This is a genomic window from Blautia wexlerae DSM 19850 (assembly GCF_025148125.1).
GTDB lineage: Bacteria > Bacillota > Clostridia > Lachnospirales > Lachnospiraceae > Blautia_A > Blautia_A wexlerae.
The window spans coordinates 897,851-923,582 of record NZ_CP102267.1 but is presented as its reverse complement, the minus strand read 5'-3'; the positions used below and the strand labels follow the sequence as shown (position 1 = coordinate 923,582).

The window sequence follows — 25,732 nt, the reverse complement described above, 5'->3', positions numbered from 1 at the left end:
CCTCTTAATAATACTGTTAAGAGAAAATGCAGTTAATAGAATTACTATAATATTCATAATATCCAGATTGGAGAACTTTTAATATGGTATTCAACAGTATATTTTTTATATTCTGCTTTCTTCCGGTTTTCATGATGATCTACTACCTGGTACCGGGACAGCTCCGCAATCTGCTGCTGTTTTTGGGCAGTCTGATCTTTTATGCCTGGGGAGAACCTGTATATGTGATCCTCATGCTGTTTTCCAGTATCTTCAACTATTATATGGGCACAGAACTGGAACGTTTATATTATGATGACAGGAAACAGAAAATTAATCTGATCTTCTCGATCATTATAAATCTTGCAGTACTTGTGTTTTTTAAATATTATGGATTCTTACTTAACACAATCGGAGGAATCATCGGTATCCATATCCCTCATCCGGAGCTTTCGCTGCCGATAGGACTTTCTTTCTACACTTTCCGTAATTTGTCCTATCTTTTTGATATTTATTTAAGTAAGGTCAGTGCGCAGCGAAATTTCCTGACCTTTTCCGTATACAGCACAATGTTTCCTTATACCTCTGCCGGACCAATCGTACGATATACGGATATAGAGACGCAGCTGAAGCAGCGTACCATCAATATCTTCAAATTCGGTATCGGTGCAGAGCTTTTTGTCAAAGGTCTTGCAAAGAAAGTTCTTCTGGCAGATAATCTCTCGGTTTTATACAGCAGTATCTGTGGCCATCCACAGATGTCTGTATTTACTTCATGGCTTGGCATTCTGGCTTATACAATGCAGCTTTATTTTGACTTCAGCGGCTATTCGGATATGGCCATCGGTCTGGGAAAAATGCTGGGATTTGATTTTAATAAGAACTTTGATTATCCCTATATTTCCACCAGTGTTTCTGAATTCTGGAGACGCTGGCATATTTCTCTTGGAATCTGGTTCAGAGATTATATTTATATCCCGCTTGGCGGTAATCGGGTCTCCACTCTGAAACATATCCGAAATATCCTTGTGGTATGGGCACTTACCGGTCTGTGGCATGGTGCAAGCTGGAATTTCGTACTATGGGGTGTTTATTACGGACTCTTCCTTTTACTCGAAAAATTTGTACTTCAGAAATATCTGAAAAAAATACCATCCTGGCTTTGCACTGTATACACTATGCTTGTAGTCATGATCGGATGGGTATTCTTCAGCCAGACAGACTTTGGTGCCCTTGGCCATTACCTTGGAACTATGTTTGGGATCGGAGCTTCCGGTTTCATAGACAAAACTGCACTTTACTACCTCAAGACAGGATTTATCCTTCTTCTGATCAGTATTCTTATGTGCCGTCCTGCTCTTTACCAGTACTTTAAGCGTCTGGTCAGACGCAGACCTGTTGCTGCAGTGATCATAAATCTTATTTTATTTGCATTATCGATTGCTTATATGGTTTATAACTCTTACACACCATTTTTATATGCAAAATTTTAGAAGGTAAACAATATGAAAAAATCATTAAGAAATTATCGTTTATTTTTCCACAGAATGGGACTTTTATTTTTATTTATCCCCTTGATCGTACTCATTCTGAGCATTGTGCTTCCTGACAGAGGGTTTTCTGAAAAAGAAAACCGCGTACTTTCTTCCCTGCCTCATTTAAACGGCAGTCAGATTGCTTCCGGCGGATTTGAAAAACAATTTGAAACCTATGAAAATGATCAGTTTCCACTTCGAGATCTGTGGATTACCCTGAAAGCCGGAACTGACCGTCTGATGGGCAAAGTAGAATCTAATGGCGTATACGTTGGAAAATCCGGATATCTTATGGAAGAATTTAAAGCGCCTGATCAGACACAGTATGACGCCACTGTAAAAGCAATGACTGACTTTGCGCAAAAACATTCTGATCTGAAACAATATGCACTGATTGCCCCAAATTCTGTGAATATCCTGAGCGACAGGCTTCCTGCTTTTGCCCCTGTCCAGGATCAGAATTCCTGGCTTGACAGCCTCTCTGCCTCCCTGACCGATGCAGGTGTGACCTTTATTGATGTTCGCAGCACTTTTAAAGATCACAAAATGGAAGACCTCTATTATCACACTGATCATCACTGGACTACCCAGGGTGCTTATTATGCCTATCTTAAGGCAGCCAAAGATATGGGAATTGATACTTCAGCAGACACTTATGACAAAGCACCTGTCACCCGTTCTTTTCAGGGAACACTGTCTGCCAAAAGCGGTTTCCGCTCCGGCGAAAAAGATGAGATCGATGTATTTCTCCCCACCGGAGATCAGGCACTCTCTTCTGTAGTTAATTATGTAGACGAACAGAAAAAAAGTGCCAGCTTCTATGATACTGAGAAACTTGAGACAAGAGATAAATATGCATTATTCTTTGGTGGAAACCACGCTCAGATAAAGATCAGTACTCCTACTGAAACAGATAATACACTGCTTGTGCTTAAGGATTCATACGCAAACAGCTTCATCCCATTTCTTGCTCAGCATTACCGAAAGATCATAATGATTGATCCCCGTTATTACTTTGGAGATCTGGAGCAGTTAATGCAGGTTGAGAATGTTCAGGAAATTCTGTACCTGTATAATGCTAATACCTTCTTCACAGACACTTCTCTGGAGCTTGCCCTGACAACTGCTGAACAGGATTCTTCTGATACATCTGATATCAGATAATATTATATCAAAAAATCCCCACCGAAATTTCAATGCCGAGGAAACATTGACTTTCGGTGGGGATTTTTCACACATTCACACACATTTTATAACACACACTTTTCACACACTTTTTAATAATAGGTCAGGTATAACGACTGATTTAAAACAATAATACTGTGTCTTTCATTCCCCGTTCCCAGTTTATCTGTTTTTTATATCAGCTGTACCTTAATGTGTATTATATCAGCATTTATGCCCTCTTTTCATTTTGTGCAAATTCAGCAATTTATTCTGCAAAAGTGTCCTTTGAGTCTCCAAAATGATTTACAAAATAATCATAGTACGTATCCAGTATTTCTTTCCGCCCACGAACACGTATAGGCACAAGTGTTCCATCTTCCATAATAAAATCGTCCTCTACATCCTTAATATAATCCATATTCACCAGATAACTCTGATGGCAGCGCAGAAAACGTTTCTCGTTAATTCTCTTCTCAATTTCTCCCAGCTTGTCCACTGTTATAATTTCGGAACCATCTGACAGATGCAGGGTGACATTATGTTTATCGCTGTCAATATACATGATATCATCTGTACATGGATAACGGTACTGTCTTCTGTTTTTGATCGCAACACGCCTTTTCATATCCGTTTTAAGAATCCTGTTCAGAAGTTTCATCAGTTTCTCTTCTGAAAATGATTTCAACAAATATCCGGAAGCCTGTACTTCATAACTCTCTATGGCATAATCCGGTGAGGCGGTAAGAAAAATGATCGGCACCTTACACTGTATCTGTCTCAATTTTCTTGCAGTTTCCATTCCATTAAGTTTCTTCATACAAATATCCAGAAAAAGCAGATCCATAGCAATGTATCCTTCTTCCACGTCGGCTATAAGCGTCTCTCCTGAATCATATTCTACAATTGAAACCTCTTCATTTATTTCTTCAAAATACTGACACAATATTTCTTTTAAAAGAAGTCTTTCAATCTCAACATCATCACAAACGACGATCGTTTTCATGTAATTTCCCCTTTCCGTATCAATATAAAAAGCAGTTTCCAAAATCCTGTCAGTCGCAAAGTTCTGACATTTATCTGTAAACAGCACAATTTCTATTAATTATATATGCTTAATCCTACGTATTCAAGTACTTTTTTCATTTATTTTACTTTTTTATAACAATCATTGTTGTTTACTTTTTTTGTGTTATACTTATATGGCAGCTTCACTTATGACAGCACTTTGGTAAAACAATCATATACTGAACTGTTACTCTATTTAACCGAATCAGGTAAGTCCCCTGCGGAGCAGTTATTCGGTGTAAAGCTGCGTAGCAAAGCGGATGATTTTATCCGCTTGACACAGAAAGAAGGAATTATATGCGTCAGGAAAAATTTAAAATGGAACGTCAGGGATTAATAAATGTGGGAGATGAAATAGAAATTTCCGAATATCAGTCTTTTATGAATTACAGTTATATCATTGAACCGGCTGTGGCAATGTCCGGCTGTTATCCAAATGCAGAACGCATCAGATCCAGAAAAGGAATCGTAACAAATATTGAACATACACCGCGAGGTTTTATAGTGACTGCAGAATTTGATGAATAGTTGCATATATTTTTCAAACACACTTCAGAAAGGAAATTATCATGGACAATAAAATAATAATCCGTACCGCTTCTGCTGCAGATGCACCGGCACTGCTTAAAATTTACAGACCATATGTAGAAAATACAGCCATCACCTTTGAATATGATGTTCCCTCCACAGAAGAATTTGCTTCCCGAATTCAACACACTCTGAGAAAATACCCTTACCTTGTAGCTGAGGAAAAAGGAACTTTGCTTGGATATGCATATGCAGGTCCTTTCCATGAAAGACCTGCATATGACTGGGCTGTGGAAACATCTATTTATGTTGATCAGTCTCTTAAACACAGAGGGATAGGCCGCATGCTTCATGATGCCCTTGAAACCGCTTTACGTGAGCAGGGTATCTTGAATATGAATGCCTGCATTGCCTATCCTCCAAAGGAAGATGAACATCTTGACAAAAACAGTGTGGAATTTCACACTCATATGGGATATCGTCTTGTAGGTGAGTTCCATAAATGCGGTTACAAATTCAACCACTGGTATAATATGGTCTGGATGGAGAAGCTGATCGGTGAACATCTAACAGTTCAGGAGCCACCGAAATTCCCTCTCCTGTAGCCTGTTATTTCTGTGACTTCCAGAAATTATCAGAATCAATCCTGTGTCACTATCGCAAGTGTCAGTATACATTAACACAAAAAAACCTTAGAAGATACTTCTAAGGTTTTTCAAGAGGTGCCACCCGGATTTGAACCGGGGATAGAGGTGTTGCAGACCCGGAAAAAATCCTTGGAACCCGCTAAAACTCTAAGGTTTTCCAAACTGTCCACCCTATATCCACCCTAATTTTCATGTTGCTTTCATGCCATATCAGGTATTTTACTGTGCCAAATCTATGCCACTTAGCACCCCTATGGGCATATTATATACATTTTAGTATCTTTCGTCTACAATTATTTTACTACAACTACAATATTATATGGAGGTTTATCGTGAATTATCAATTAGAGTTAAAACAAATTGTGGATTTTCCACGCTGCCGGATTTACCGGGAATTTATACAAACCCTTATGAAAGACAGAAGCATCCGTACCAACGGAGGTTCCTGTCTTTTTTATTTTCTCATTTTATGTTCTTATGCAAATTACAGTTCCTCTTATCGGAACATCGAACACCTTACTTACAAAGTTGTTCCTGGCGAATGGATCTGTTCTCTTAAAGAACTACAGATTTACTTCCGCCAAAAATTCCAGCACCAGGTCATATCCATACTGGATACCCTGGTTGAGCAAAACCTTCTAACCTACTCACTGCACGAAAAAAATAAGATTATCCAATACAAGATCAAAGACTGGCCAAAAGATAATACTGCCCTTTCCTATAATTACCCATGCAAAAAAGACATCGGGTTTTTCTTTTTTCCAATTGCAGATGTTCATAAACTAATCGGACTGGGAAAATGTTCGGAAATGGATGCTCTTTTGGATCTTTGGATTCATGCAGTCTATAATGATCCATCTGTGCAAGGCTCTGATGCCGGTCCGGTAGTATATTTTCGCAATCAGACTGGAAATCCCTTGTTCAGTTATCAGGAACTTGCCAGACGTTGGAAACAGTCGAAATCTTCTGTGTCCCGTCTGCTAAAAAAACTTGAAGATACCGACATGATCACACTGATTTCCTATTCCGGGAGACATGGCAGCATGGTATATCTGCGTAATTATCTGTCCGTTATGTTTAATATCAGTGATGTCATGATTGATAAGGAGGAAATTGCCATGAAAATGCAACTGCCAATACATATACCCGAAGACACCTTGCCTGTTAAAAACAATTCTGAATGCGTTTCAGAATCTATTACTGACGAACAAATCATCGTTTCACAGGAAGGCTCCTGCGTTCCAGAATCACACATCAAAGCCATTGTTCGCAAAGTCGCTGAAATACTGGAAATACAAGGCATTTCTTGTTGTAGATGCCCCAAAACAAAGTATATATTATCTCCTTTATCAGCCTGCAAAGATAGTATATATCTATATTCACTACGTATTATCTGCCCCTGGGGGAAAGCAGCCTATCAATTTGAGTTAAAACTAAAACCGGAAAATCACGCCGTCACCAACGTCCCAGGGCATACTCCGCCTCTGCAGCATACCTTACCTGCCTTCGCTGAAATCCCAGAAGTTCTGTTGAAAGGAGGGGTTGTATAATGGCAAAGAAAAATCACCACCCTGTTTCTGCTGAAGTAGAAAATAATCCGTTGTACCATGATACCTATAAGCTTCTCCGTTGTTACCGGGATTCTACTTATAGCCTGATGGTTGCTGTTCGGCAGGTAGAAATTCAGTTCCAACTGGAATACAACACCAGTGTAGACGAATTTCTGGATTCCATCTATGCTGCAGGAGCAGATCTGGGAGACAGCCAGATTGAAGAATGGGCAAAAAGCATTGCCCGCAGCAATAAAATGATAAAACTGCTTCTCTCTTCTGTGGATCTGCTCCGGAAAAATCATAAACATGGGGAAGAATATTACTGGATATTATATTACGCCTTTCTGTCTCCCCATGAACTGAAAAACACAGAGGAAATCCTGGAAGAGTTGGAAAAGCACGTTCCCAGTATCTCCTACCGGACGTACTACCGAAGGAGGCAGGCTGCTATTAACGCTCTTAGCAGCATACTATGGGGATTTTCTGCAAAGGGGACACTGGAAACTTTAAATAAGTTTTTCCCAAAATAAAATCGACATTTTCCATATAGGCACTCATAATTGAAAAAAACAAAGGAGGGTGCCTATTATGGATCAATTATCAAATTTTATATCCGAATATCTCAAAACATGTGAAACAATAAAAAAATTAAATTCAAAAACCATCAAAGCATACCGTATAGATTTATCACAATTTCATACCCTTTGAATCTGAATAATGTTTGTCGCTTTTTATTTTATTAAAAAAAAGTGCATATCCTGAAACCGAATATGCACTCCAAATAGCATTATATATTTATTTTCTTTTGCACAAAAAAGCACGATATTTTCTAAAACTCTATCTGTGTGTCAAAGTAAAAGCTTCTTCCACTTCCTAATCTTTGTCCGAAATGTTCCAAAGGGGGCTACTGTATTTACATGAATAAACTTATAAACTTCCCATACTGCTGTTTTGGTAGCTTCATCTGCCCACTTTCTTTTATGTGGTAAAAATAGCTCCTCTTCCGTCATAGAATCAATCATTGTAAAAATTTTCTGTATATTATCATCCAGCATGCCCATTAGTTCTTTTAGAGATAAATTGGCATAGGTATTGGTAAACCACTGATACAATTCCCCCAATTGATTCCACTTAAAACCATCCGATGGTGTTTTCACTGGAAGTCCAGCCTGTTCATCATTTTCCCATTTCAATACTAATGTGGTCCACCCAACCTGATATGCAAGATTTTCTGCAGGTGTTCGATCCACCTCCATACATCGTTTGTCCTTCAAGGATTCTGGGATATCCTCAAACTCTGCAATATATTTGTCGTAAGCCCTCTTGATTTCTGCCTTTAGTTCCTCTTTATTTTCATACGCCTTCATCATTTACCTCGCAGTCTTCCGTCTTTACTCCTTGTTCCACACTCCAAAATTAATTATCTCCTACGAATTTCAATAAGCTGAAGTACATCCGCAAACATTTCTCCTTGATCTTCTAAATCAATCATAAGCCATTTTTGTCCATTTCCCCATCTTGCTTTTTCGTAAAGTTCTCTTAATTCTGAAGTACATTCCCATAAAATAGCTTCAACTGCTTCTTTTTCTTTTTCTCCAACCACAACCAGTACCGTAAAATATCCTTCCCTGGGATATACGGTACACAGGCTTTTTCCAGACTTTTTAAATTTTACATTCCAACCACGTTCCCAACTACAACGGCTAAATTCTATTTTCTCATTGCACCTGTACTTCTTTTTAATCTCGGAGCAAAATTGCATAAATACCGGATTTCTAATATATGCCTCAAAATCCTCTAAGATCGGAATTTCCTCTTGATTCTGCATATCAATCATGACCATTCTCCTTTGCTCTTTATAGAAACTGGAATTTTTTGTTGAAACACTTACACAAATGAAGCATAAATAACATAAATTTCTGCAATCAAAATAATTCCGAGAACACCATCTATCATCAAATTATACTGTATATCTGTCAAAAATGTTTTTGAATGTGTCAGGAAATATTTAATGTTTTCTTTCCCAGTCAAAAGTGTAATTATGAGTAGCAAAATAGGAAATAAAAAAATCTCTACCTTATTTCCAAAATCATCTGCTATTCCATTTGCAAAATGAACAGGAATAATCTGAGGTAAGAAAAACACACTTACTATTGCTAATAAAACACCAATACTGCAAATTCCCCATGTTAATTTTCTGCTTCCTACAAGTTTCATAAAAATGCCTTCTTTCTGCAAAATTTAATTTTATAGTTTTTCTCCTGGATATCCCTATTTCTCCACAAATCTAATAATATGGACTTCAGTATATCATAGCATTTATATCGCATCAACATCCAATCTTGCGAGATACATCTGAAATAATTCCAGCTAAATATTTCTTGCTGTCTTGCCCCCGTCTACTCTGTACCGGATTTCTCTTGATCTGCGTCTTCTCTTTTATTCTTCCTTTTCGTTAACCTGTTTTTCACTTCAACTAAACCTACAAAGGCAACAACCACTGTAGCCATCCCCATTCCTATCCCTGAAGCAATATCATTGATGATATTTTGAGCAGGAGATAACGCCACTCCCAGTAAAACGCCATATACCATCGCAAATAGTAGAACAGAAAGAATGTCTTTGGCCTTACGTTCACGAAATGTCTTCTTATACTTTTCCTCCCATTCTTCTTTCATACTTTGCAATTCTACTTTCCCTTTTTTCCCATCCTCTAATAATAATGTAAAAGGTACATAAGCTCCGATCAAAACGCTAATTGTTATATTTGGAATTTCTAAAGCCAATTTCGAAGCATCACGACTTGCAATAATAAATCCCGATATGCAGGCACCCACATACGCCATAAAAATATAGCGTTTTTTTTCACTTATCCCCAAATCACTTTTTTTAAAACATAAAGAAAACAGATAGTCCATAGCCCAAATCAAAAGAAGTAATAGCACTGCACATATCACAGCATTAAAGTTAGCCTCTATGAGTAACGAAAAGCAAATATATGCATACGATGATATGAGCATAAGCAAAACATAAACAAGTTGTTGTATCGGCTTCTTGATTTTATTTACAAATTCAAAAACCCAATATTTCTCCCTATAAACACAATAAATAAAGCCTACCATAAGTATCATACTGATAATATAAGATATTATTAAAACTCTCTCCATGTATTTCTCCTTTGTAAAATCTATTTGATATAGCCAATATTTTCATTTCTCAAATGAGCTATCCACTAATTATAATTTCTACACCTCAAAATACTGTATATCTATACCCTCATACTTTTATCCATAAGTTACCAAATATATTGTACTACACTGCGGTAAAATTCTCCGAATGTGATTGAGGCAATATTATTTTTTCCTTTCAAAAATCACTTCATATCCAAGAGTACAATAGATTCCTTTCTTTTCATCAAATGGGATAACAATTTGCTTAAACTTCCAATCGTTGTCCGTCATAGAAAGAAGAAAATCTTTCACCATATAGAAATCGTCTTTACAATCCACATTAGAACCCTGTGCTTTAGTTTCTAAAGGTACTCTGTAAAATTTATATTCATACAGCACATTTTCCTTTTCATCTTTTTCAAAAATTAATTGATAACACCATGGAAAAAAGGCGCCTAATCTAAGACGCTTTTTACCAGATATGCTATGCTTTCCTTTATTGGGTATTATAACTTGAGTTAAACGCCAGCCATGATTTGCCTCACTTTCTATAGTTTCTTTTACTTGATCATAAAGGAAACCTGACTGGACTTTTCGGGACAAAATTAATGTATTTTTGATTTCTACAAATTTATAAATACGTCCTTCCTCCTCCCATGATATTATTGATAGAACTGTGCTTGCATGTTAAATAATTCAAAATACTTCCCATGTAAATTCAGCAATTCTTGATGTGTACCGTCCTCTATAAGTTTTGCATTTTCAAATACTACAATTCTATCGATCAACTTCGTACATGCCAAACGATGTGAAATATATATACAGGTTTTACCACAAAATAACTTATCAAACATGCTATAGAGCTCATATTCGCTTTAGGAGCTAATGCTGCAGTAGGCTCGTCCGATATTATTATTTCTGAGTTTCGGTATATAGTTCTACTCATAGCAGGCTCTTGTCCACCACCTGATAGAGTGTAGTCAATAACACCAATTGAATATTACGGATGACTTTCTATCACCTGTCCGGTGATATGAAAATCGCCTTTAAGAATCTATTTTGTGTATTCTAATTTTTATTTCTACAAAGATATTAGTAAAGGCTGCTACGCACCGTAGATACGGCAAGGCCTTGACAAATATCCCCATAGAAATTTATTAGTGGTCAAGCACAAAAAGGTGATTTCCAAATTGCCGGATTTATGATTTCGAATCACCAGAATATTCACCAATCTCATAATATTGTGTTTAAACCATTGCTTATATTGCATTAAACCAAAATTTAAACTGTTTTCAATCCTTTTCTTTATCCTTTTTCTTATTTTTCCCATAGCGATTTCTCCTTGGAATTCCTACAAAAAGAATAAGACCTACAACGATTAAAATCGTCAAATCCATATAACCATCTCCTATATCTCTTTATTCTTCATAATCCTAATAGAAATACATATTGATACTGTGTAGATTAAAATAATACCAAATGTTATCACAGCCGCTAATATACCCAAATTACTAAATATACTTATTGCAAATCCATTTTTACTTAAATTAACTTTTTCCATTCCAAACAACACAAGTAAAAAACCAATAATCGGTATATACATAAACATCCTTCCGTTAATAGATCCGTATTTATAGTATCCTGGCAATTGAAAAACTGTATAAATGCTATACAAGAGTATTCCATATAGAAATGTAAAAATTATCTGCTGCCATGTCACTTTATCGCCTAATATGAATAATACTATTGGATGAACAATACAGGAAAATAGAACTGCAATTCCACCCATAATAATTGTATACAGATATCTCCCTAAAACAAATTCTTTTTTTGTAATAGGCAATATCCCATATAAGCGCTCCATTCCATTTTTTTCAGAAATTGAAAATGTGTATCCAGATGCCATAGCAATAAAACATGTAGCAAAGGAAACACTTGTCATCAATGAACGATTTATTATTGCAAACACTACTGGAATTAGTAATGTAAAGCAAATAGCTTTTACATATACCTTTACCAAATCAAAATCCAATTTCATAGCCTTTATAATATTTGCCATATCTATTCTCCTTTACTTGTAAAAACAACTATATCGTCTAATGTAGCTTTTTCAATCCTACCCAAGCCGCTTATCTCTTTTATATACTCTTTCTTCAAAAGCGCCTGCACTCCATCTTTCGTTTTTCTTACACCAATTAATTTTTCTCTAATCCCAATAGGTATTTCCTCTCTTACATTTCGAATTACATAAAACTCTTCTAATAATTTCTTTTTTTCTCCACTGTATATCAACTCTCCATAATTGATATAGGTAATATAATCAGCTACTTTTTCCAAATCACTTGTGATGTGTGTAGAAAATAGTACACTATGTTTCCCATCCTCTACATACTTCTCAATAATCTCAAGAAGCTCATCTCTTGATACTGGATCTAATCCACTAGTAGGCTCATCTAAAATTAACAGTTTTGAATCATACGAAAACGCACATGCTAACATTAACTTCATCTGCATTCCTTTTGATAACTCTTTTACCTTTTTTGATTTTGCAATTTTAAATTGTTCAATATATGAATAAAATCGTAGATGGTTCCATGTCTTATAAAATCTAGACATTGCTTTTTCTACCATCTTCATATTCCACTCATCCACAAAGTAATTGGAGTCAAAAACAATTCCTAAGTTTTCTTTAGCTATCTGTTCTTCTTTTATGTTGTCATATCCTAAAATTTCTATTTTCCCCTGATTTTTTTTCAACATATTAAGAATAAGCTTTATTGTCGTAGTTTTCCCTGAACCATTTGGTCCAATGAGTCCCATAACACTTCCCCGAGGTAGTTCAAATGAAATATTATCAAGCTTAAAATCCACAAACTGCTTTGATAAATTTTTTACTGTTAAATCCATTGTCTTCACGTTTTTTCACCTATATTCCTTTCTAAATATATCAAGATATCTTCGTCACAGCACTAAACAGTAACTCCCTTAATTGTTCTTGGCTTAAATAAGAGGTACTAATAATCATATTACTAAAATCATATTCTTGCCATGAATGTGCGTGTATAGAAATTCCCAGTTTATCCTTATGCTCATATAAAGGCGTTCCCGGAAATGGTACGCATCCAGCAACCGAAACCTCTATTCCAGAATTTCTTAATATTTCCATTAAACTAATCGTTTCTTGAATTGTGCGTTCTGTATCACAGAAATGACCAATTATAAAACTCGCAACTACATGTATATTTTGCTTATTCGCATAACACATTATTTCCTTTGCCCAAGATAAATTAATATTCTTTCCAATCTTTTTAATTATCTCTTGTGAACCACTTTCCACTCCAAAGTGAATAACTTCACACCCTACCTTCTTCAATGCATCTATATCTTTTTCTCTAACAGCATCCACGCGCGACTCAATTCTAAATGCATACTTTTCGTTATACTTAGAGAGTAATAAGCAAAAATATTCTAATCTTTCCTTATTAGCCGTAAATGTATCATCTAAAATTAAAAACTTTCTGGAATTCAGCTTTTCACTCAGAAAATAAATTTCACAGATAATATTCTCTGCGGAACGCATTCGATATTTATTTCCAGACAACGCTCTAGATGCACAATAAACACAATTTCCAGGACATCCCCTGCTTGTAATCAGTGTAAATGCTGTTGAATACTTCTCTGGGTCAATAATTCCAATTGCTTGTAACGGTAATGCATCAAGATTTTCTATATATTCTATTTTTTCTGATATGTATATATCATTTTTAATCCTATAACTAATTCCTTTTACTCTACTGATTGGATATTGTACAGGATATTTTAAGCTTTCAAGGAGTTTTAAAAATGTAAACTCACCCTCCCCCTTAATAACAAAATCTGCTCCTATATCATCAAGCATTTCTCTTTCATTAAATGATGGATGTGGTCCTCCAACCACTGTAATTCCCTCATACCCTATCTTTTTGTTTAGCTCAACCATCCTTCTTAAAAACGGAACAGTTCTTGTATATACAGAATATCCAATCACATCTGGATTAAATTCTTCTAATATTTTCTTATATTGCTCTTTCTTTATTGGATCAGCAAAAAAATCTAATATTTTCACATCATATCCATGCATTATCAGTACACCCGCAATTGATAGCAGACCTAAATTGGGTGATGATACTACATTATGAATCTTAGCCCTACTATGCTTATCCAATGTACAATTAATCAATAAGACTTTTTCAACCTTCATTCTAACTCCTAATACATTTTGCAACTGACCGGATCACAAGCCAGTATCGAACCATTAATAAAATATGCCCTTGCCCTACAACCGCCTTTACATACATTTACATTTTTACAAGTATTACACTTTTCTATATCTGCTATTGTATGACTTCTATATTCCATTAATATTTTACTATTTTCCCAGATATTTTCTATTCCATCCGTTATAGTTCCAAGTTGTATATTTCCCAATAATGGGCATAAAATAATCTTACCAAAAGAATCTATGTATAAACTATAAATTCCAAACCCACAATAACCTATAAAACGATTGGAAAATGACAAAGAATATTTGATTTTATCTGACCAAATATTCTTATTATCCTCAAAACATTCTTTTAGCTTTTCTACTGTTTCTTCGCTAACATCTACAAATCTATCTCCTTGATAAGTCTGATGATAGTTAATATATGGACTAATTACAATTTTCACATTAGGAAACTGCCTTGCTTCTCGTATAAAGAGATTAATTTCGTTTACATTGTAATCTGTTACTGTAAATGATAAAATCACTCTTATTTCAAATCGGCTCAAAATAGGAAGTGTTCTTAAAATATGTTTATAATTACCAGGAGCATTGCGAAATGTATCATGCGTTTCTTCAGTTCCACCATCTAAACTAATCTGAATCTCTGAAATTCCCACTGTTTTCAAATTCTCCACTGTTTTTTTATTCAAGCAAGAACCATTCGTATATAAACGCATTGATATCCCATTTTTATTAATATATTTAACTATATCCCAAAAATGGGGATGCAGCATTGCTTCTCCACCAGTTAATTTTATTAAACCTACTCCTAAATCTTTACAGGAATCAACAATCTGAAACCACTTTTCTAATCCTAGCTCCTTTTTCTCAATCTCCTTTGGTATATAACAGTGATGACATCTTAAATTGCATTGTTTTGTCAATTCAAAAAACACTTCATCCAAAGTCCATTTAGCTGACAAATCAATTTTTCTAGCAGAGTTCTTAACTAAAATTCCTTTATCAATAAAATTCTCGTAAATTTTTATAATGCTCACTTCCCTGCCCGGGAGTATTGCTAGAATCTCCTCTAAATCTCTACCGCCATTAAACTCCTGCAAGACTATAGATTCAATTTGACTTAGCACCCAATTGCCATTATTTAAACCACTTATCACTATCTTATTATCTATTCTCTTCTTTATAGATAATTGTTCTGCAAAGCCATATATATTTTCCATTTTTCAGATCACTCTCCGCTTCGTTTCTGTGTGGCTTTATCACTGCAGCATTAAATCAAACACTCTGTTCCTATAATTGTCACAATTTCTCTCCTGTCCATATAAGTCGCCTGTTTCATTAAATGCGATTGCTCTACATCCTCCGCCACAATAATATTTAATCTCACAGTTCTTACACTTAGATAACATTTCGACATCTATTTCTCCATATTTTTGTTTACTTTTTTCCATAATCTCAGTAATATTATCTGTTCTTATATTACCCAGTTCAAATTCTTCAATGTGTAAGGAAGGACACAAATATACGTTACCATTACTATCAATACTAATCTGGTTGCAATTAACACCGCATGATGTTTTTCTTCCTTTTGAGTATACTTGATTACATAAATCATTCGAAACATCTATATTAAATATAAATTCCTTATTTTGTTTATAATAGTTAATATAGATATTTCGCAAAAAATCATATCCTCTATCCACCCATTTATAAAACTGCTCCATATTTAATTTATTTTCAAAAGTTTTAGCTCGACCATAGGGAACAAATCTATTGATATGTAATTGTCTAACATTCATATTTAGACAAAATTTTATCATTTCAACGATATCCGGCATATAATCTGGAGTTGGTGTCATTGCAACTATCACTTTTTTGTTATTAATGTGTGTTAGAGTTTTTACCGTATTTACAGCGCGCACAAAACTTCCCTTTCCTCTATTTTTATCATGATGTATTTCTTCATAAGAGTCTAAAGAAATTTGAATTGCATCTACTATCTCCATAATTTCTCTATATAATTCTGCATTTCCAATAGTTCCATTTGTTAAAATTTGAACTTTTCCATACTTTTTACAAGTTTTTAAAATTTCAACTATATCTTTCCTCATCAAAGGATCTCCACCGGTAATGACTATTTTATTATAATTTTTCGGTTTTAATTCTATAAGAAGATTCTCTATTTCTTCTATCGTTAATTCGTTAGCTTCTCCTTCTCCAGAATCCGCATAGCAATAGCTACATCTCAAATTACATCTATTAGTCACTTTAATCCAAATCCCATTAGACGTCTGGTGACAAATGGTTTCCTCTGTTTCTATTCTAGAATAATCACCATCTTTAACAAAAAAACCTTTTTCGATCATATCATCCAAAAACTGTTGAACCTCCTCTCCAAACACTTCTTCAGGAAGTTCATATAAATCCGATAATTTTAGAAGTAACTCTTCCACTGATATTTCGCCATACTTATTTAAAAATTTAGAAATGGTGAGACCAGAACTGTTGACTTTCCTGTAATCCGCTCTTTCTACATCGATTAATAGCCCTTTGGTTTCATAGTCTTTTATAATAACGTTTTTATTTAATGAAATTTTCATTCCTCTCACTCCTCTATTCTAATTTCATGCTTTTTAACAATTGATTTTATTGGACACCAAACTTTTAATCCGCTTTTTGTATCTGTTTCTACCAATATTCCATTTTCACCTTCAATACATATCTCACCTTTATCCACTCCACAGAAAGTTAAATTTCCCTTTAATTCTACAACAATTCGTTCCATAATTTCCTCCTCTAAATCACCATTGATTGAATTTCATAATAATAATTTTGCAACTCAGCTCTTGTAATATTAGGTGTACTAAATACAGCCTGAACTAAATCGAATGAAGACCAATTTTTGATTTCCAAATTAATTCCTAAATCCTTCATATGATTATATAGATATGTGCCTGGGAAAGGGGTATTGATGCTTATACCTACAGTTGCTTTATACTTTTTACGAAATTTCAGTGCCATATCTATTGTTTCTTTTATTGTCTCATGTGTATCGCAATGATGCCCTATGATAAAAGAACACATTACTTGAAGCCCTTTTTGCGACATATATGCAAGTAATTCTTCAGACCTTTCTAAACTTATATGTTTATTAATTTTGTTAATAACATCTTGAGATCCGCTTTCTATACCTATATGTACGGATGTACACCCTACTTCCTGCATTTTATCAATCATTTCCTTTGATAAAATATCTGTCCTCGAATCACAACGCCATATTATATTCATATTGGCTTGCTTTAGATAATCACAAAACTGATACAATCGCTTCTTATTTGCTGTAAAAGTATCATCCAAAAAAGCAAAGTATTTCTCTCCTTTTATACTATATTTATAATGTATTTCACTGAATACATTTTGAGCGCTTCGATTTCTATAACGTGTTCCCGATAGAGCAGCTGAAGCACAATAGATACACTTTCCTGGACATCCTCTACTTGTAATAATCAATTGCTTGATATCATAGCTTCGCATTTCAATTTCATCGAGTTCTGCCCACGGTAAATTATCCAGATTTTCAATATATCCTCGATCTGCATTATGTATAATCTCCTGTCCTACACGATATGAAATTCCTTTCACTTCTGACAAATCAATCGTATGATAATTAAGGCACTCCAATAGTTGTACAAAAGTCATTTCTCCTTCTCCACGGCACACATAATCAACTGTATTATGATGCAAAGCTTCTTCCGGCAAAAAAGTCACATGTGCTCCACCTAAAACAATAATTATTTTTGGCAACACCGATTTAATTATCTTTGTTAAATGGATAACCGCATTAATATTTTCTGTATATGCACTTATTCCTATCATATCCGGATGTGCATTTTTTATTTTATCTATAAATTCCTGTTTCCTTATATGATTTGTAAATAAATCAAGTATTTCTACCATATAACCGTGCATTTTAAGATATCCTCCAATGGAAATTAGACCTAGAGGAGGCATTGTCATCTTCTCTGAATATCCCACCTGCTTATTCTTATTACTGTTTGGCATAATAAGCATAATCTTTTTTATAATAAGTCATCCCCCCAAAACATATCTTCGTTAGTTATAATACCAATTTTAATAAATTCCTCTAACCTGTCTTCAACCTGATTAGCACTCATTGTATCCTTCATATGACGGATAATATCATCCACGGTATCATCGTCATTGATTATTTTCCAGATATCAGAATCTTTTTTATTTAAAATCACCCTACTGCCATCATTTTTTATGATACTGGTATATTTTTCATTTTCTTTCCAAACATAAGTTGTTTTATGTAATATGTCTTCTCGTTTAATCATATTTTAATGAATGTATAATTCTAAAAAAGCGTTTCTCTTTTCTGAGAAACGCTTTCTCACCATTACGTTGGTCCTGGTAATGGACCAATCATTGCAATCGCTATGCCTGCTCCGAAGCCCCAATCACAGTTTACTCCACAGCCTAAATCAACACGTTTTTTCTGCTCTACGCCTTCGCTTTTTGGTGTTTCATATACACTCATTTTGTCACCTCCTTCACATTTTGTCTTTCCAATACTTTTTTATGTATTAGTACATTCTTTATACCATGTCATAGCATTTACAACCATATTTATTGTTTTTTTTGCACTTTTTTTTATCTCTTTGGACATAGGCAACACATGGCTGATTAATTTCAATTATTATAAAATAATCTGTATGAATTATTTTGATGAAATATATTTTCATAGTCATTCATTGCAACATAATTGTGTCACTACATTGGCACACTTCTGCGATTGAAGGGTAATTTTACCCATGTTACAATTGATATTGCTTATAGTATTCCTATTTTTTCTGGCACCTTAATCGGTGCTTTTTTTGTACCCGTAAACCTTTCGCTGACAGTAGCCAATACTTACACAGTACGTACAGCGTACTTCCCCTAAAATAAAAACGTATTCTGTGCGTACAGTGTAGGTAAAACTTCCTATTATATAATGAAGGGAGATTACCATGAAAACAAGAAATGAAATCTATCAAGGGGAAGGTGCCCAACTGCTCCGGTTCATTACAACTTACCATTCGCTGCAATATGAACAGATCTTACGGCTCTTTTCCAAAAACAGAGAGTCTATCAAGTCTCTGATCACCAGTCTGGTAAAACAAAAACGCATTATCTATGATAAGGAGAACGGGCTTCTCTGCGACAGCCAGGAATCTGCAAACAATCCTGATTATGGAATGATTGCATCTTTTTGGGTGCTTTTGGACTTCAAAAACGCCATTGTGTACCATACTGACGGTGAATTTCCTGTGAAATTGAACTTTTTCTCTAAAGATGAATGGTATGAAGTCCTCTATGTCCCCCAGGAGCATGAATATCTTATCAATCATGTCATGGAAAGCCAGACAAAAAGCGATGCGAAACGGCTGGTTGTATTAGAATCGGAAGAACAGGCTTCAAAAATCCATATCACAGGTGTGATTGCCTTTTGCCTTGTAGACTCCTCTACCGGATCTGTCAGCTATTATGCAAAGAAATGAGGTATGTATGAACACCAAAACTGTTTTTGACCGTTTACAGAGCATTGATGATGAAGTCCAAAAACTTCACAACACTATTTTTGCATTGAAAACAACAGATATTCAAGCGTATGCCGACAAATACGAAGAGCTGAGTATCAGTGCTGCCTTGCGTTCTGAAAGGATTGCCTGCCAGCTCAGAAATCTGGTATATACCACAACTGACACTGGAAAGAAAGACTATCTGAAACAGGCTGCGGCTGTGCAGGGAATCAAAATCTCTTTTTCAAATAGTGTTCTTTCCATTACCATGCCAGGACTACTGCCCAAACGTAAATTGCGAACCAACACCGCTTTTCTACATGAGCCATTAAACCTTGCCTTGCAGACTTATGTGACAGAACATTCTATTCCGTTATATAAAAGATGTGTGGTCTGTTTTAGTCAAATTTATGACCAGAGCCTTTCTTTACAACGGATACGTGATTACGATAATTTGGAGTTCAAACAGATTTTAGATACTATCGCTTCCTATGTTCTGGTTGATGATACGGGACTCTTTTGCGACTCCTATCACACTACGGAACTGGGGAATTACGATCACACCGTTATCTTTGTAATGGAACCGGAAATCTTTCCTGGCTGGCTGAAAGATAGAAAAGAGTCTATCAAAACCATATCGGAAATTTCCTGATATTTTTCTTTCTTTTTCCGATATGGGTAATTTTTCTGCAAAGAAGCCATATTCTTTGCATTTTTAATGCTTAATACCGCCCTTACTTTACCCAAGTATAGGCTGTCATAGGTAAAAATCGAACTGAGGTGATGCTTATTTGATAAAAACCGATTCTATAAAATATCAGCTTTTGGAAATGGTTGGGCTATGTGGGGAATTCCCTTCCGGACAGCTTAACAGATTGATTGAGAGTGATTCCTATGCAGAGAAGGTGGTTACAGATTTAAAGCAGAGTAAGCTTATAAGAACACACTATAAAGATGGCCTACGAGGTTATCGCCTTACCAAACGGGCAAAAGAACTGCTGCTTTCGCAAAATCCCTGTCGTTTTCAAAACTATTTAACCGGAAATGCAGAAACCAACCTCATACGTAGTGAATTACCAAGACGGCTGCGACTTCATCAAAAAGCAGAAACCTATTTAACGCTTTCACATGCCGGAATCCCATTCTTTCCAGATGAAAAGCCGCTGCTTTTTTCTGAATCCAGCGAAGCGGCTACGTTTCCTGTGCGAAGCCTTCCTCTGTTTTACTCTTCCAGAGAAATAAAAAATCTTGGAGCATCCACTACCAAAATTAAAAATTCCCGTTGTATAGGAATCCTGATGGCTCCTCACTGTGTCTATGCTGTTTATAATACCGGAAATACACTTCTAAAATGGGAATACAAAACGGAAGTCCGACTCAATGCTTTTTTGCAGCACTATCTTCAGGGACTTCCTTACCATGGGCCACCTACCGTTTATGCCATCATGACTGGCAGTGATATGGATATGGCTTTCCGGCTCCTTACCAGTACCGGTGGATACAAAAAAACACTGTTCATGCTGGATACTTCGTATGAACACTTCTATTTCCTGCCCAATAACAGCTACGGAGAATACCTGCTCCGTTTATTGGTACAACCCCAGCGTATGATGCAGCTCAATCAGCTACTACTGTCCGACTGTTTTCCCCAGCGTGAGGATCTGCCAATTGAACATGATGGAATAGACAGCCAGGAAAATCCTATTTTGCTTGCGTATGATTTTGACATGCAGCGTATCAACCGCTTCAATACTGGATTAAATGTATATGGGCTATCCGGGAACCTGATTTGCTTTGACTTTCAGCTTCCCTGCCTGAAAAAATACCTAACTGCAGATATACACTTCTCCAGCATTGATTTTCAAAAGTTTAAAAGGAGGTTTTTCAATGAACCGTAAATGGTGGAAGTTCCTGTTTTTGCTTCCCATAAGCGTCTGCACTCTGTATGCCGGAGGATACGCAGCACAATTTATTAAAAACTATCAGGAATGGACTTCTGCCGGAAACTTTGCCGGCAACGGAACCTATCCGCAAGCAGCTTCTTTACACCCATTGGTCTGCTTTCATACCGCCCTTACCGATTTCCCATACAATTTGTATGGGATTTTTCTTTGCCTGGTTCTCTTTGGGCTTCTTACTTTTTTACTTATGCGTATGGGATATGACAGAAACGGGGAAATTAGTGACCATGACCGGAACTTAAATTACTCTACAAAAGGAACCTACGGTACATCCGGATTCATGACTCCAGATGAAATGATGAAAGTTTTGGAACTGACCGGAGATGTCAAGAAAAATAAAGGAACCATTTTAGGAAAATTAAATGGCAAAGCCGTATGTCTTCCATATCAAACACGAATGAATAAAAATATCGCCGTGTATGGTGCCAGCGGTTCCATGAAATCCAGGGCATTTGCCAGGAATATGATTTTCCAGTGTGTCGCCAGAGGGCAGGAAGGCAACAACGCTTCCGGGGAAAGTTTAATCATTACCGATCCCAAAAGCGAACTCTATGAAAGCATGTCTGCTTATCTGGAAAATGAGGGCTATGTAGTAAAAGCATTTAATCTGGTCAATCCGGAAAACTCGGATAGTTGGAATTGTCTGGGTGAAATCAATGGACAAGAAACGATGGCTCAGGTATTTGCAGATGTCATTATCCAGAATACAGGTTCCGGAAAAGGAGATCATTTCTGGGATAATGCGGAGATGAACCTGCTAAAAGCCCTGGTTCTCTATGTAGATCAGGGCTTTCCGCCGGAAGCCAGAAATATTGGACAGGTTTATAAGCTGCTGACCATGAGTTCCGAAAAGGAGCTGAACAGTCTTTTTGATCTGCTCCCAGTGTCCCATCCAGCAAAAGTTCCTTACTGCATCTACAAACAAGCCAGTGATACCGTGCGAAGCGGAGTTATTATCGGATTGGGTGCCAGACTTCAGGTATTTCAGAATAAACTCATTCGGCAGATTACCTCTTATGATGAGATTGATCTGACACTTCCAGGGAAACAGAAATGTGCTTACTTTTGCATTACCTCAGACCAGGACAGCACCTTCGATTTTTTATCTTCCCTGTTTATGACCTTCATCTTCATCAAACTGGTCCGTTATGCAGATAAGTATGGAGAAGAAGGAAAACTTCCTGTTGCTGTACATATACTGGCTGATGAGCTTGCCAACACCGGAGCTATCCTGGAACTGAATAAGAAAATCAGTGTAATCCGAAGCCGGAATCTCAGCATTTCCTGCATCTTTCAGAATTTGCCCCAGATGCAGAACCGCTATCCTTATAACCAATGGCAGGAAATCATTGGCAACTGTGATACCCAGCTCTTTTTGGGCTGCACAGATGAAGTTACTGCTACCTTTATCAGCAACCGCAGCGGCGATGTGACCGTAGGGGTAAGCAGCGAAGCCAAGCAGCTCAATAGCTGGCGGGTATCCGACTATACACCGGAATACCGGCAGACAAAATCTATCGGCAAACGAAAACTCTTAACACCAGATGAAATCTTGCGGCTCCCGCTTGATACTGCTTTGGTTATCCTACGTGGGCAAAAAGTCCTAAAAGTAGAAAAGTACGATTATACCCTGCATCCAGATGCCAAAAAGCTGACACCAAGAAAAGCATCGGAACACATACCTGAATGGCGCAAAAATGGGTCTTCGGAAGAAACAGAGTATCGACCACAGCCCTCACCCGGATCAGCCAAAAGGAAACGCCGTTCATCTTCTGCGTCAATAGCAAAACAGAAACCACATTTTACATCCGAACCCGTTTATCAGGAACCTACTCCCGATGATTTTATGGAGGATTTCTTTCAGGAAAATTTTATAGAAGATTCCCCCGACTCTGGCATGGTTCCTTTAGATAAAGATTCCATCATGTCATAACACATTTTGAAAGGAGATAACATTTATGGCAAACGAAACAATGAACCTGAACACCCCTATTTTAACCCTTGACTCCGATACTGTATTAGAAACTGCTCAATCAAAAGCGGATTTAATCTGGCATGACATCCAAAATGCCTATCGTACCCGGAAAATTCTCACCGGCATTCTGGGAGGTATTGAAAAGACCGAAGCCGGCAGCTTAATAGCAATTATTTACTATAAAGATTATCGGGCAGTCATCCCTATCTCGGAAATGATGATCAATCTGATCCAAGATGAAACTCATGATTACGGAGATTTCTCTCTTAGACAGAACAAAGTCCTTAATAACATGCTTGGTAGTGAAATCGACTTTGTAATCAAAGGACTGGATACCAAATCCAGAAGCATCGTTGCCAGCCGGAAAGATGCTATGCTGAAGAAACGTCAGATTTTCTATTTTGATCAGGACTCTTCCGGACAGAATAAAATCCACGAAGACCGTATTGTGCAGGCCAGAGTCATTGCCGTTGCTGAAAAAGTAGTCCGGGCAGAAATCTTTGGTGTAGAAACTTCCATCCTTGCAAGAGATCTGTCTTTTGACTGGCTGGGTGATGCCAGGGAACGATTCCAGGTAGGGGAACATATTCTGGTCCGGATCTTAGCTATCCAGGGAGATTCCCCGGAAACGCTCTCTATCCATGCAGATGTAAAAAGCGTGGAAGGCAACACCAGCAAAGAAAATCTGAAAAATTGTCGGGTACAAGGAAAATATGCCGGTACGGTGGAAGACATCCACAAAGGAACTGTTTTTGTCCGGTTAGAATTGGGTGTCAACGCCATTGCTCACAGTTGCTACGACAGCCGCACCGTTGGGAAGAAAGATAAGGTGTCCTTTGTTGTGACACATATTGATGAAGAACGGAATGTTGCTGTTGGCATCATTACAAGGATTATCAAACAAAATATCTGATTACCAAAAGCAATATGAAAAGGAGCTCACTACATCCATTTCTTATTGCGATACAAGATATTCCATGCTATACTGAGCGAGTATAGCTAATCGAGAAAGAGATGCGGATGCAATTTCGACCAGCCCTCTAGTTTTTAAAGGAGGGTGATGCCCATGAACACAATGGAAGTACTCACATTGCTTTTAGTAGTTTTTGCGGCTCTGACTTACATAGATAATCGACATGATAAGAAATAGCATCCACGATAAACCCTGAGAAAGTTTGATGGATGCTATGTCTTAACATAGAAAAAAATTAAATTTTACTGAGGGCATCAGATCTTGCATCTGATTACCTTTCTTAATTAGATTATACACTGGGGGATATGAGAAATCAAGTCCCCCTTTATTATTGTTATTGTCATTACTTAAACTAAATCGACAAATAATATGTTGATAAATATTTTTCTACAGCCCCCTCATTCTCATTTGACCATCATTTAACAGATTTCACATCTAATTCATGGCTATACATTAGTACTTGGTTCTCATTCTGATTCTTCTTTCAAATTTAGTCAGAGCAGACATTTTTAACGACTATTATTTCTATTCAAAAACAGTCACAGATATCTAAACATCAATAAAATATCTGCGACTGTCTTAGAGATATATTTCATTTCAGTTCATACGTTCTAACTTTTTCATTCATGCAGCCATACAAACAGCGAATCTTCTCTCATTATCTCGTCATATATGATTTCCGCCATTTTCTCTTCTGGTGCAGATAGGTTATCTGCACCTAATTTCCTCCCTATTTCATTGTTATGTAAATCCATTTTTTTGTGCTCATCTTTTGTATATCCATCGCTTTCGTTTCCAGTAGTATCTTTATCTTCATGTGCTGTCGCAAAAAGCTCTGCTTTTTCACTTCCTATCAAAACTGTCATTTCGGCATTCCATATTCCGTGTCTAAATGCGTCACTCCTGTCACCCAAACCATTTTTTCCGAATTTTCTTTCGGTTTGTTTAGTGGCAATTTCCTTTGCTTTATTGACTTTTAGTGCATCAAACGGATATCGAATCACTAATTTTTTCTCAGAAGAAGTAAGTGCGTTCCAAATGTCTATGACGCCATCTTTCTTAATAGCATGAATCTGATCCATAAAATCACTTATCTGCTGTTCACTCCATTCCGGATGTTTTGACTTAACATCTAAAATTTGCTTAACGATATCCTCAAACTCATTAGTTTCATCAATTATAAAACCTCTAGAACTCATACTTTCATTTGAAGCAGCATAAACTGAAATGGGAAGTGATGCACTAATCAGTACGCTCACCCCAATAACTATCTCTTTCTTCTTCATCTGTAATACCTCCCCATACAATGGCTTTTCATATCATAATTTAA

The 25,732-nt window shown here is 36.4% G+C and carries 27 protein-coding genes; 11 read left to right on the top strand and 16 right to left on the bottom strand.

From position 1 onward, the window contains the following. Window positions 1–83: 83 nt before the first annotated feature. Together NQ550_RS04300 and NQ550_RS04295 are read left to right on the top strand one after the other, a co-directional pair. The gene (locus NQ550_RS04300; protein WP_025579380.1) at window positions 84–1,472 is read left to right on the top strand and encodes an MBOAT family O-acyltransferase; all 1,389 of its coding nucleotides are present in this window, start codon (window positions 84–86) and stop codon (window positions 1,470–1,472) included. A gap of 12 nt (window positions 1,473–1,484) precedes the next feature. Continuing rightward, window positions 1,485–2,678: a DHHW family protein gene (locus tag NQ550_RS04295; protein WP_022380555.1), complete on the top strand. Its 1,194-nt coding sequence runs from the start codon at window positions 1,485–1,487 to the stop codon at window positions 2,676–2,678. Between the two features lie 268 nt (window positions 2,679–2,946). Here the strand turns inward: NQ550_RS04295 and NQ550_RS04290 are convergent, their stop codons facing one another. Then, the gene (locus tag NQ550_RS04290) at window positions 2,947–3,684 is read right to left on the bottom strand and encodes a LytR/AlgR family response regulator transcription factor (protein ID WP_008707876.1); all 738 of its coding nucleotides are present in this window, start codon (window positions 3,682–3,684) and stop codon (window positions 2,947–2,949) included. A gap of 359 nt (window positions 3,685–4,043) precedes the next feature. Between NQ550_RS04290 and NQ550_RS04285 the strand changes: the two genes are divergently transcribed. The 4 genes from NQ550_RS04285 (at window position 4,044) to NQ550_RS04270 (ending at window position 7,004) form a co-directional block, all read left to right on the top strand. Beyond that, complete coding sequence (locus NQ550_RS04285; RefSeq protein WP_025579378.1) at window positions 4,044–4,274, top strand: hypothetical protein; 231 nt, start codon at window positions 4,044–4,046, stop codon at window positions 4,272–4,274. A gap of 41 nt (window positions 4,275–4,315) precedes the next feature. Next, entirely contained in the window at window positions 4,316–4,879 is a 564-nt protein-coding gene (locus tag NQ550_RS04280) for a GNAT family N-acetyltransferase (RefSeq protein WP_025579376.1), read from the top strand. A gap of 374 nt (window positions 4,880–5,253) precedes the next feature. Further along, entirely contained in the window at window positions 5,254–6,471 is a 1,218-nt protein-coding gene (locus NQ550_RS04275; protein WP_025579374.1) for a MarR family transcriptional regulator, read from the top strand. After that, window positions 6,471–7,004 carry a hypothetical protein gene (locus NQ550_RS04270; protein ID WP_015526878.1) on the top strand — a complete coding sequence of 178 codons (534 nt, stop codon included), beginning with the start codon at window positions 6,471–6,473 and terminating at the stop codon, window positions 7,002–7,004. The genes NQ550_RS04275 and NQ550_RS04270 overlap by 1 nt, the downstream gene beginning before the upstream one ends. Before the next feature lie 318 nt (window positions 7,005–7,322). Here the strand turns inward: NQ550_RS04270 and NQ550_RS04265 are convergent, their stop codons facing one another. The 14 genes from NQ550_RS04265 to NQ550_RS04200 all read right to left on the bottom strand — a co-directional run bounded on the left by NQ550_RS04265 (window position 7,323) and on the right by NQ550_RS04200 (window position 18,469). Next, on the bottom strand, window positions 7,323–7,844 hold the full coding sequence (locus NQ550_RS04265) for a ClbS/DfsB family four-helix bundle protein (RefSeq protein ID WP_433845585.1): 522 nt from the start codon (window positions 7,842–7,844) through the stop codon (window positions 7,323–7,325). A gap of 50 nt (window positions 7,845–7,894) precedes the next feature. Continuing rightward, complete coding sequence (locus NQ550_RS04260; protein WP_025579370.1) at window positions 7,895–8,311, bottom strand: DUF3788 domain-containing protein; 417 nt, start codon at window positions 8,309–8,311, stop codon at window positions 7,895–7,897. Window positions 8,312–8,361: 50 nt separating this feature from the next. After that, on the bottom strand, window positions 8,362–8,691 hold the full coding sequence (locus tag NQ550_RS04255; RefSeq protein ID WP_025579368.1) for a DUF1648 domain-containing protein: 330 nt from the start codon (window positions 8,689–8,691) through the stop codon (window positions 8,362–8,364). A 182-nt stretch (window positions 8,692–8,873) separates the two neighbouring features. Continuing rightward, window positions 8,874–9,641, bottom strand: a complete 768-nt coding sequence (locus NQ550_RS04250) for a hypothetical protein (protein WP_025579367.1) — start codon at window positions 9,639–9,641, stop codon at window positions 8,874–8,876. 186 nt (window positions 9,642–9,827) lie between these two features. Continuing rightward, window positions 9,828–10,247, bottom strand: a complete 420-nt coding sequence (locus NQ550_RS04245) for a DUF4177 domain-containing protein (protein ID WP_044996534.1) — start codon at window positions 10,245–10,247, stop codon at window positions 9,828–9,830. Window positions 10,248–11,052: 805 nt separating this feature from the next. Beyond that, complete coding sequence (locus NQ550_RS04240) at window positions 11,053–11,703, bottom strand: ABC-2 transporter permease (protein WP_025579365.1); 651 nt, start codon at window positions 11,701–11,703, stop codon at window positions 11,053–11,055. Between the two features lie 2 nt (window positions 11,704–11,705). Further along, on the bottom strand, window positions 11,706–12,551 hold the full coding sequence (locus tag NQ550_RS04235) for an ABC transporter ATP-binding protein (protein ID WP_025579363.1): 846 nt from the start codon (window positions 12,549–12,551) through the stop codon (window positions 11,706–11,708). A gap of 40 nt (window positions 12,552–12,591) precedes the next feature. Further along, entirely contained in the window at window positions 12,592–13,884 is a 1,293-nt protein-coding gene (locus tag NQ550_RS04230; protein ID WP_025579361.1) for a B12-binding domain-containing radical SAM protein, read from the bottom strand. Window positions 13,885–13,892: 8 nt separating this feature from the next. Further along, the gene (locus NQ550_RS04225) at window positions 13,893–15,128 is read right to left on the bottom strand and encodes a radical SAM/SPASM domain-containing protein (protein ID WP_025579359.1); all 1,236 of its coding nucleotides are present in this window, start codon (window positions 15,126–15,128) and stop codon (window positions 13,893–13,895) included. A 39-nt stretch (window positions 15,129–15,167) separates the two neighbouring features. Then, the gene (locus tag NQ550_RS04220; RefSeq protein WP_025579358.1) at window positions 15,168–16,508 is read right to left on the bottom strand and encodes a radical SAM/SPASM domain-containing protein; all 1,341 of its coding nucleotides are present in this window, start codon (window positions 16,506–16,508) and stop codon (window positions 15,168–15,170) included. A gap of 5 nt (window positions 16,509–16,513) precedes the next feature. Continuing rightward, window positions 16,514–16,693, bottom strand: coding sequence for a hypothetical protein (locus tag NQ550_RS04215; RefSeq protein WP_025579357.1), 180 nt, complete (start codon window positions 16,691–16,693; stop codon window positions 16,514–16,516). An 11-nt stretch (window positions 16,694–16,704) separates the two neighbouring features. Next, window positions 16,705–17,877: a B12-binding domain-containing radical SAM protein gene (locus tag NQ550_RS04210; RefSeq protein ID WP_242833607.1), complete on the bottom strand. Its 1,173-nt coding sequence runs from the start codon at window positions 17,875–17,877 to the stop codon at window positions 16,705–16,707. 110 nt (window positions 17,878–17,987) lie between these two features. Continuing rightward, window positions 17,988–18,266, bottom strand: a complete 279-nt coding sequence (locus NQ550_RS04205; RefSeq protein ID WP_025579355.1) for a hypothetical protein — start codon at window positions 18,264–18,266, stop codon at window positions 17,988–17,990. Between the two features lie 62 nt (window positions 18,267–18,328). After that, window positions 18,329–18,469, bottom strand: a complete 141-nt coding sequence (locus NQ550_RS04200) for a hypothetical protein (RefSeq protein ID WP_156331270.1) — start codon at window positions 18,467–18,469, stop codon at window positions 18,329–18,331. 472 nt (window positions 18,470–18,941) lie between these two features. On the opposite strand from NQ550_RS04200, the gene NQ550_RS04195 reads away from it, so the two are divergent. The 5 genes from NQ550_RS04195 (at window position 18,942) to NQ550_RS04175 (ending at window position 24,342) form a co-directional block, all read left to right on the top strand. Further along, window positions 18,942–19,472, top strand: a complete 531-nt coding sequence (locus NQ550_RS04195; RefSeq protein WP_025579352.1) for a DUF5697 family protein — start codon at window positions 18,942–18,944, stop codon at window positions 19,470–19,472. A 7-nt stretch (window positions 19,473–19,479) separates the two neighbouring features. Further along, window positions 19,480–20,145, top strand: a complete 666-nt coding sequence (locus tag NQ550_RS04190; RefSeq protein ID WP_025579351.1) for a DUF6100 family protein — start codon at window positions 19,480–19,482, stop codon at window positions 20,143–20,145. A gap of 139 nt (window positions 20,146–20,284) precedes the next feature. Further along, the gene (locus NQ550_RS04185; RefSeq protein WP_226854332.1) at window positions 20,285–21,391 is read left to right on the top strand and encodes a hypothetical protein; all 1,107 of its coding nucleotides are present in this window, start codon (window positions 20,285–20,287) and stop codon (window positions 21,389–21,391) included. After that, window positions 21,381–23,387, top strand: coding sequence for a VirD4-like conjugal transfer protein, CD1115 family (locus tag NQ550_RS04180; protein ID WP_025579348.1), 2,007 nt, complete (start codon window positions 21,381–21,383; stop codon window positions 23,385–23,387). The genes NQ550_RS04185 and NQ550_RS04180 overlap by 11 nt, the downstream gene beginning before the upstream one ends. Window positions 23,388–23,412: 25 nt before the next feature. Then, window positions 23,413–24,342, top strand: a complete 930-nt coding sequence (locus NQ550_RS04175; RefSeq protein ID WP_059085305.1) for a hypothetical protein — start codon at window positions 23,413–23,415, stop codon at window positions 24,340–24,342. Window positions 24,343–25,022: 680 nt separating this feature from the next. Here the strand turns inward: NQ550_RS04175 and NQ550_RS04170 are convergent. Beyond that, a complete protein-coding gene (locus NQ550_RS04170) occupies window positions 25,023–25,688 on the bottom strand; it encodes a DUF6973 domain-containing protein (protein WP_025580954.1) in 666 nt (221 codons plus the stop codon). Between the last annotated feature and the right edge of the window lie 44 nt (window positions 25,689–25,732).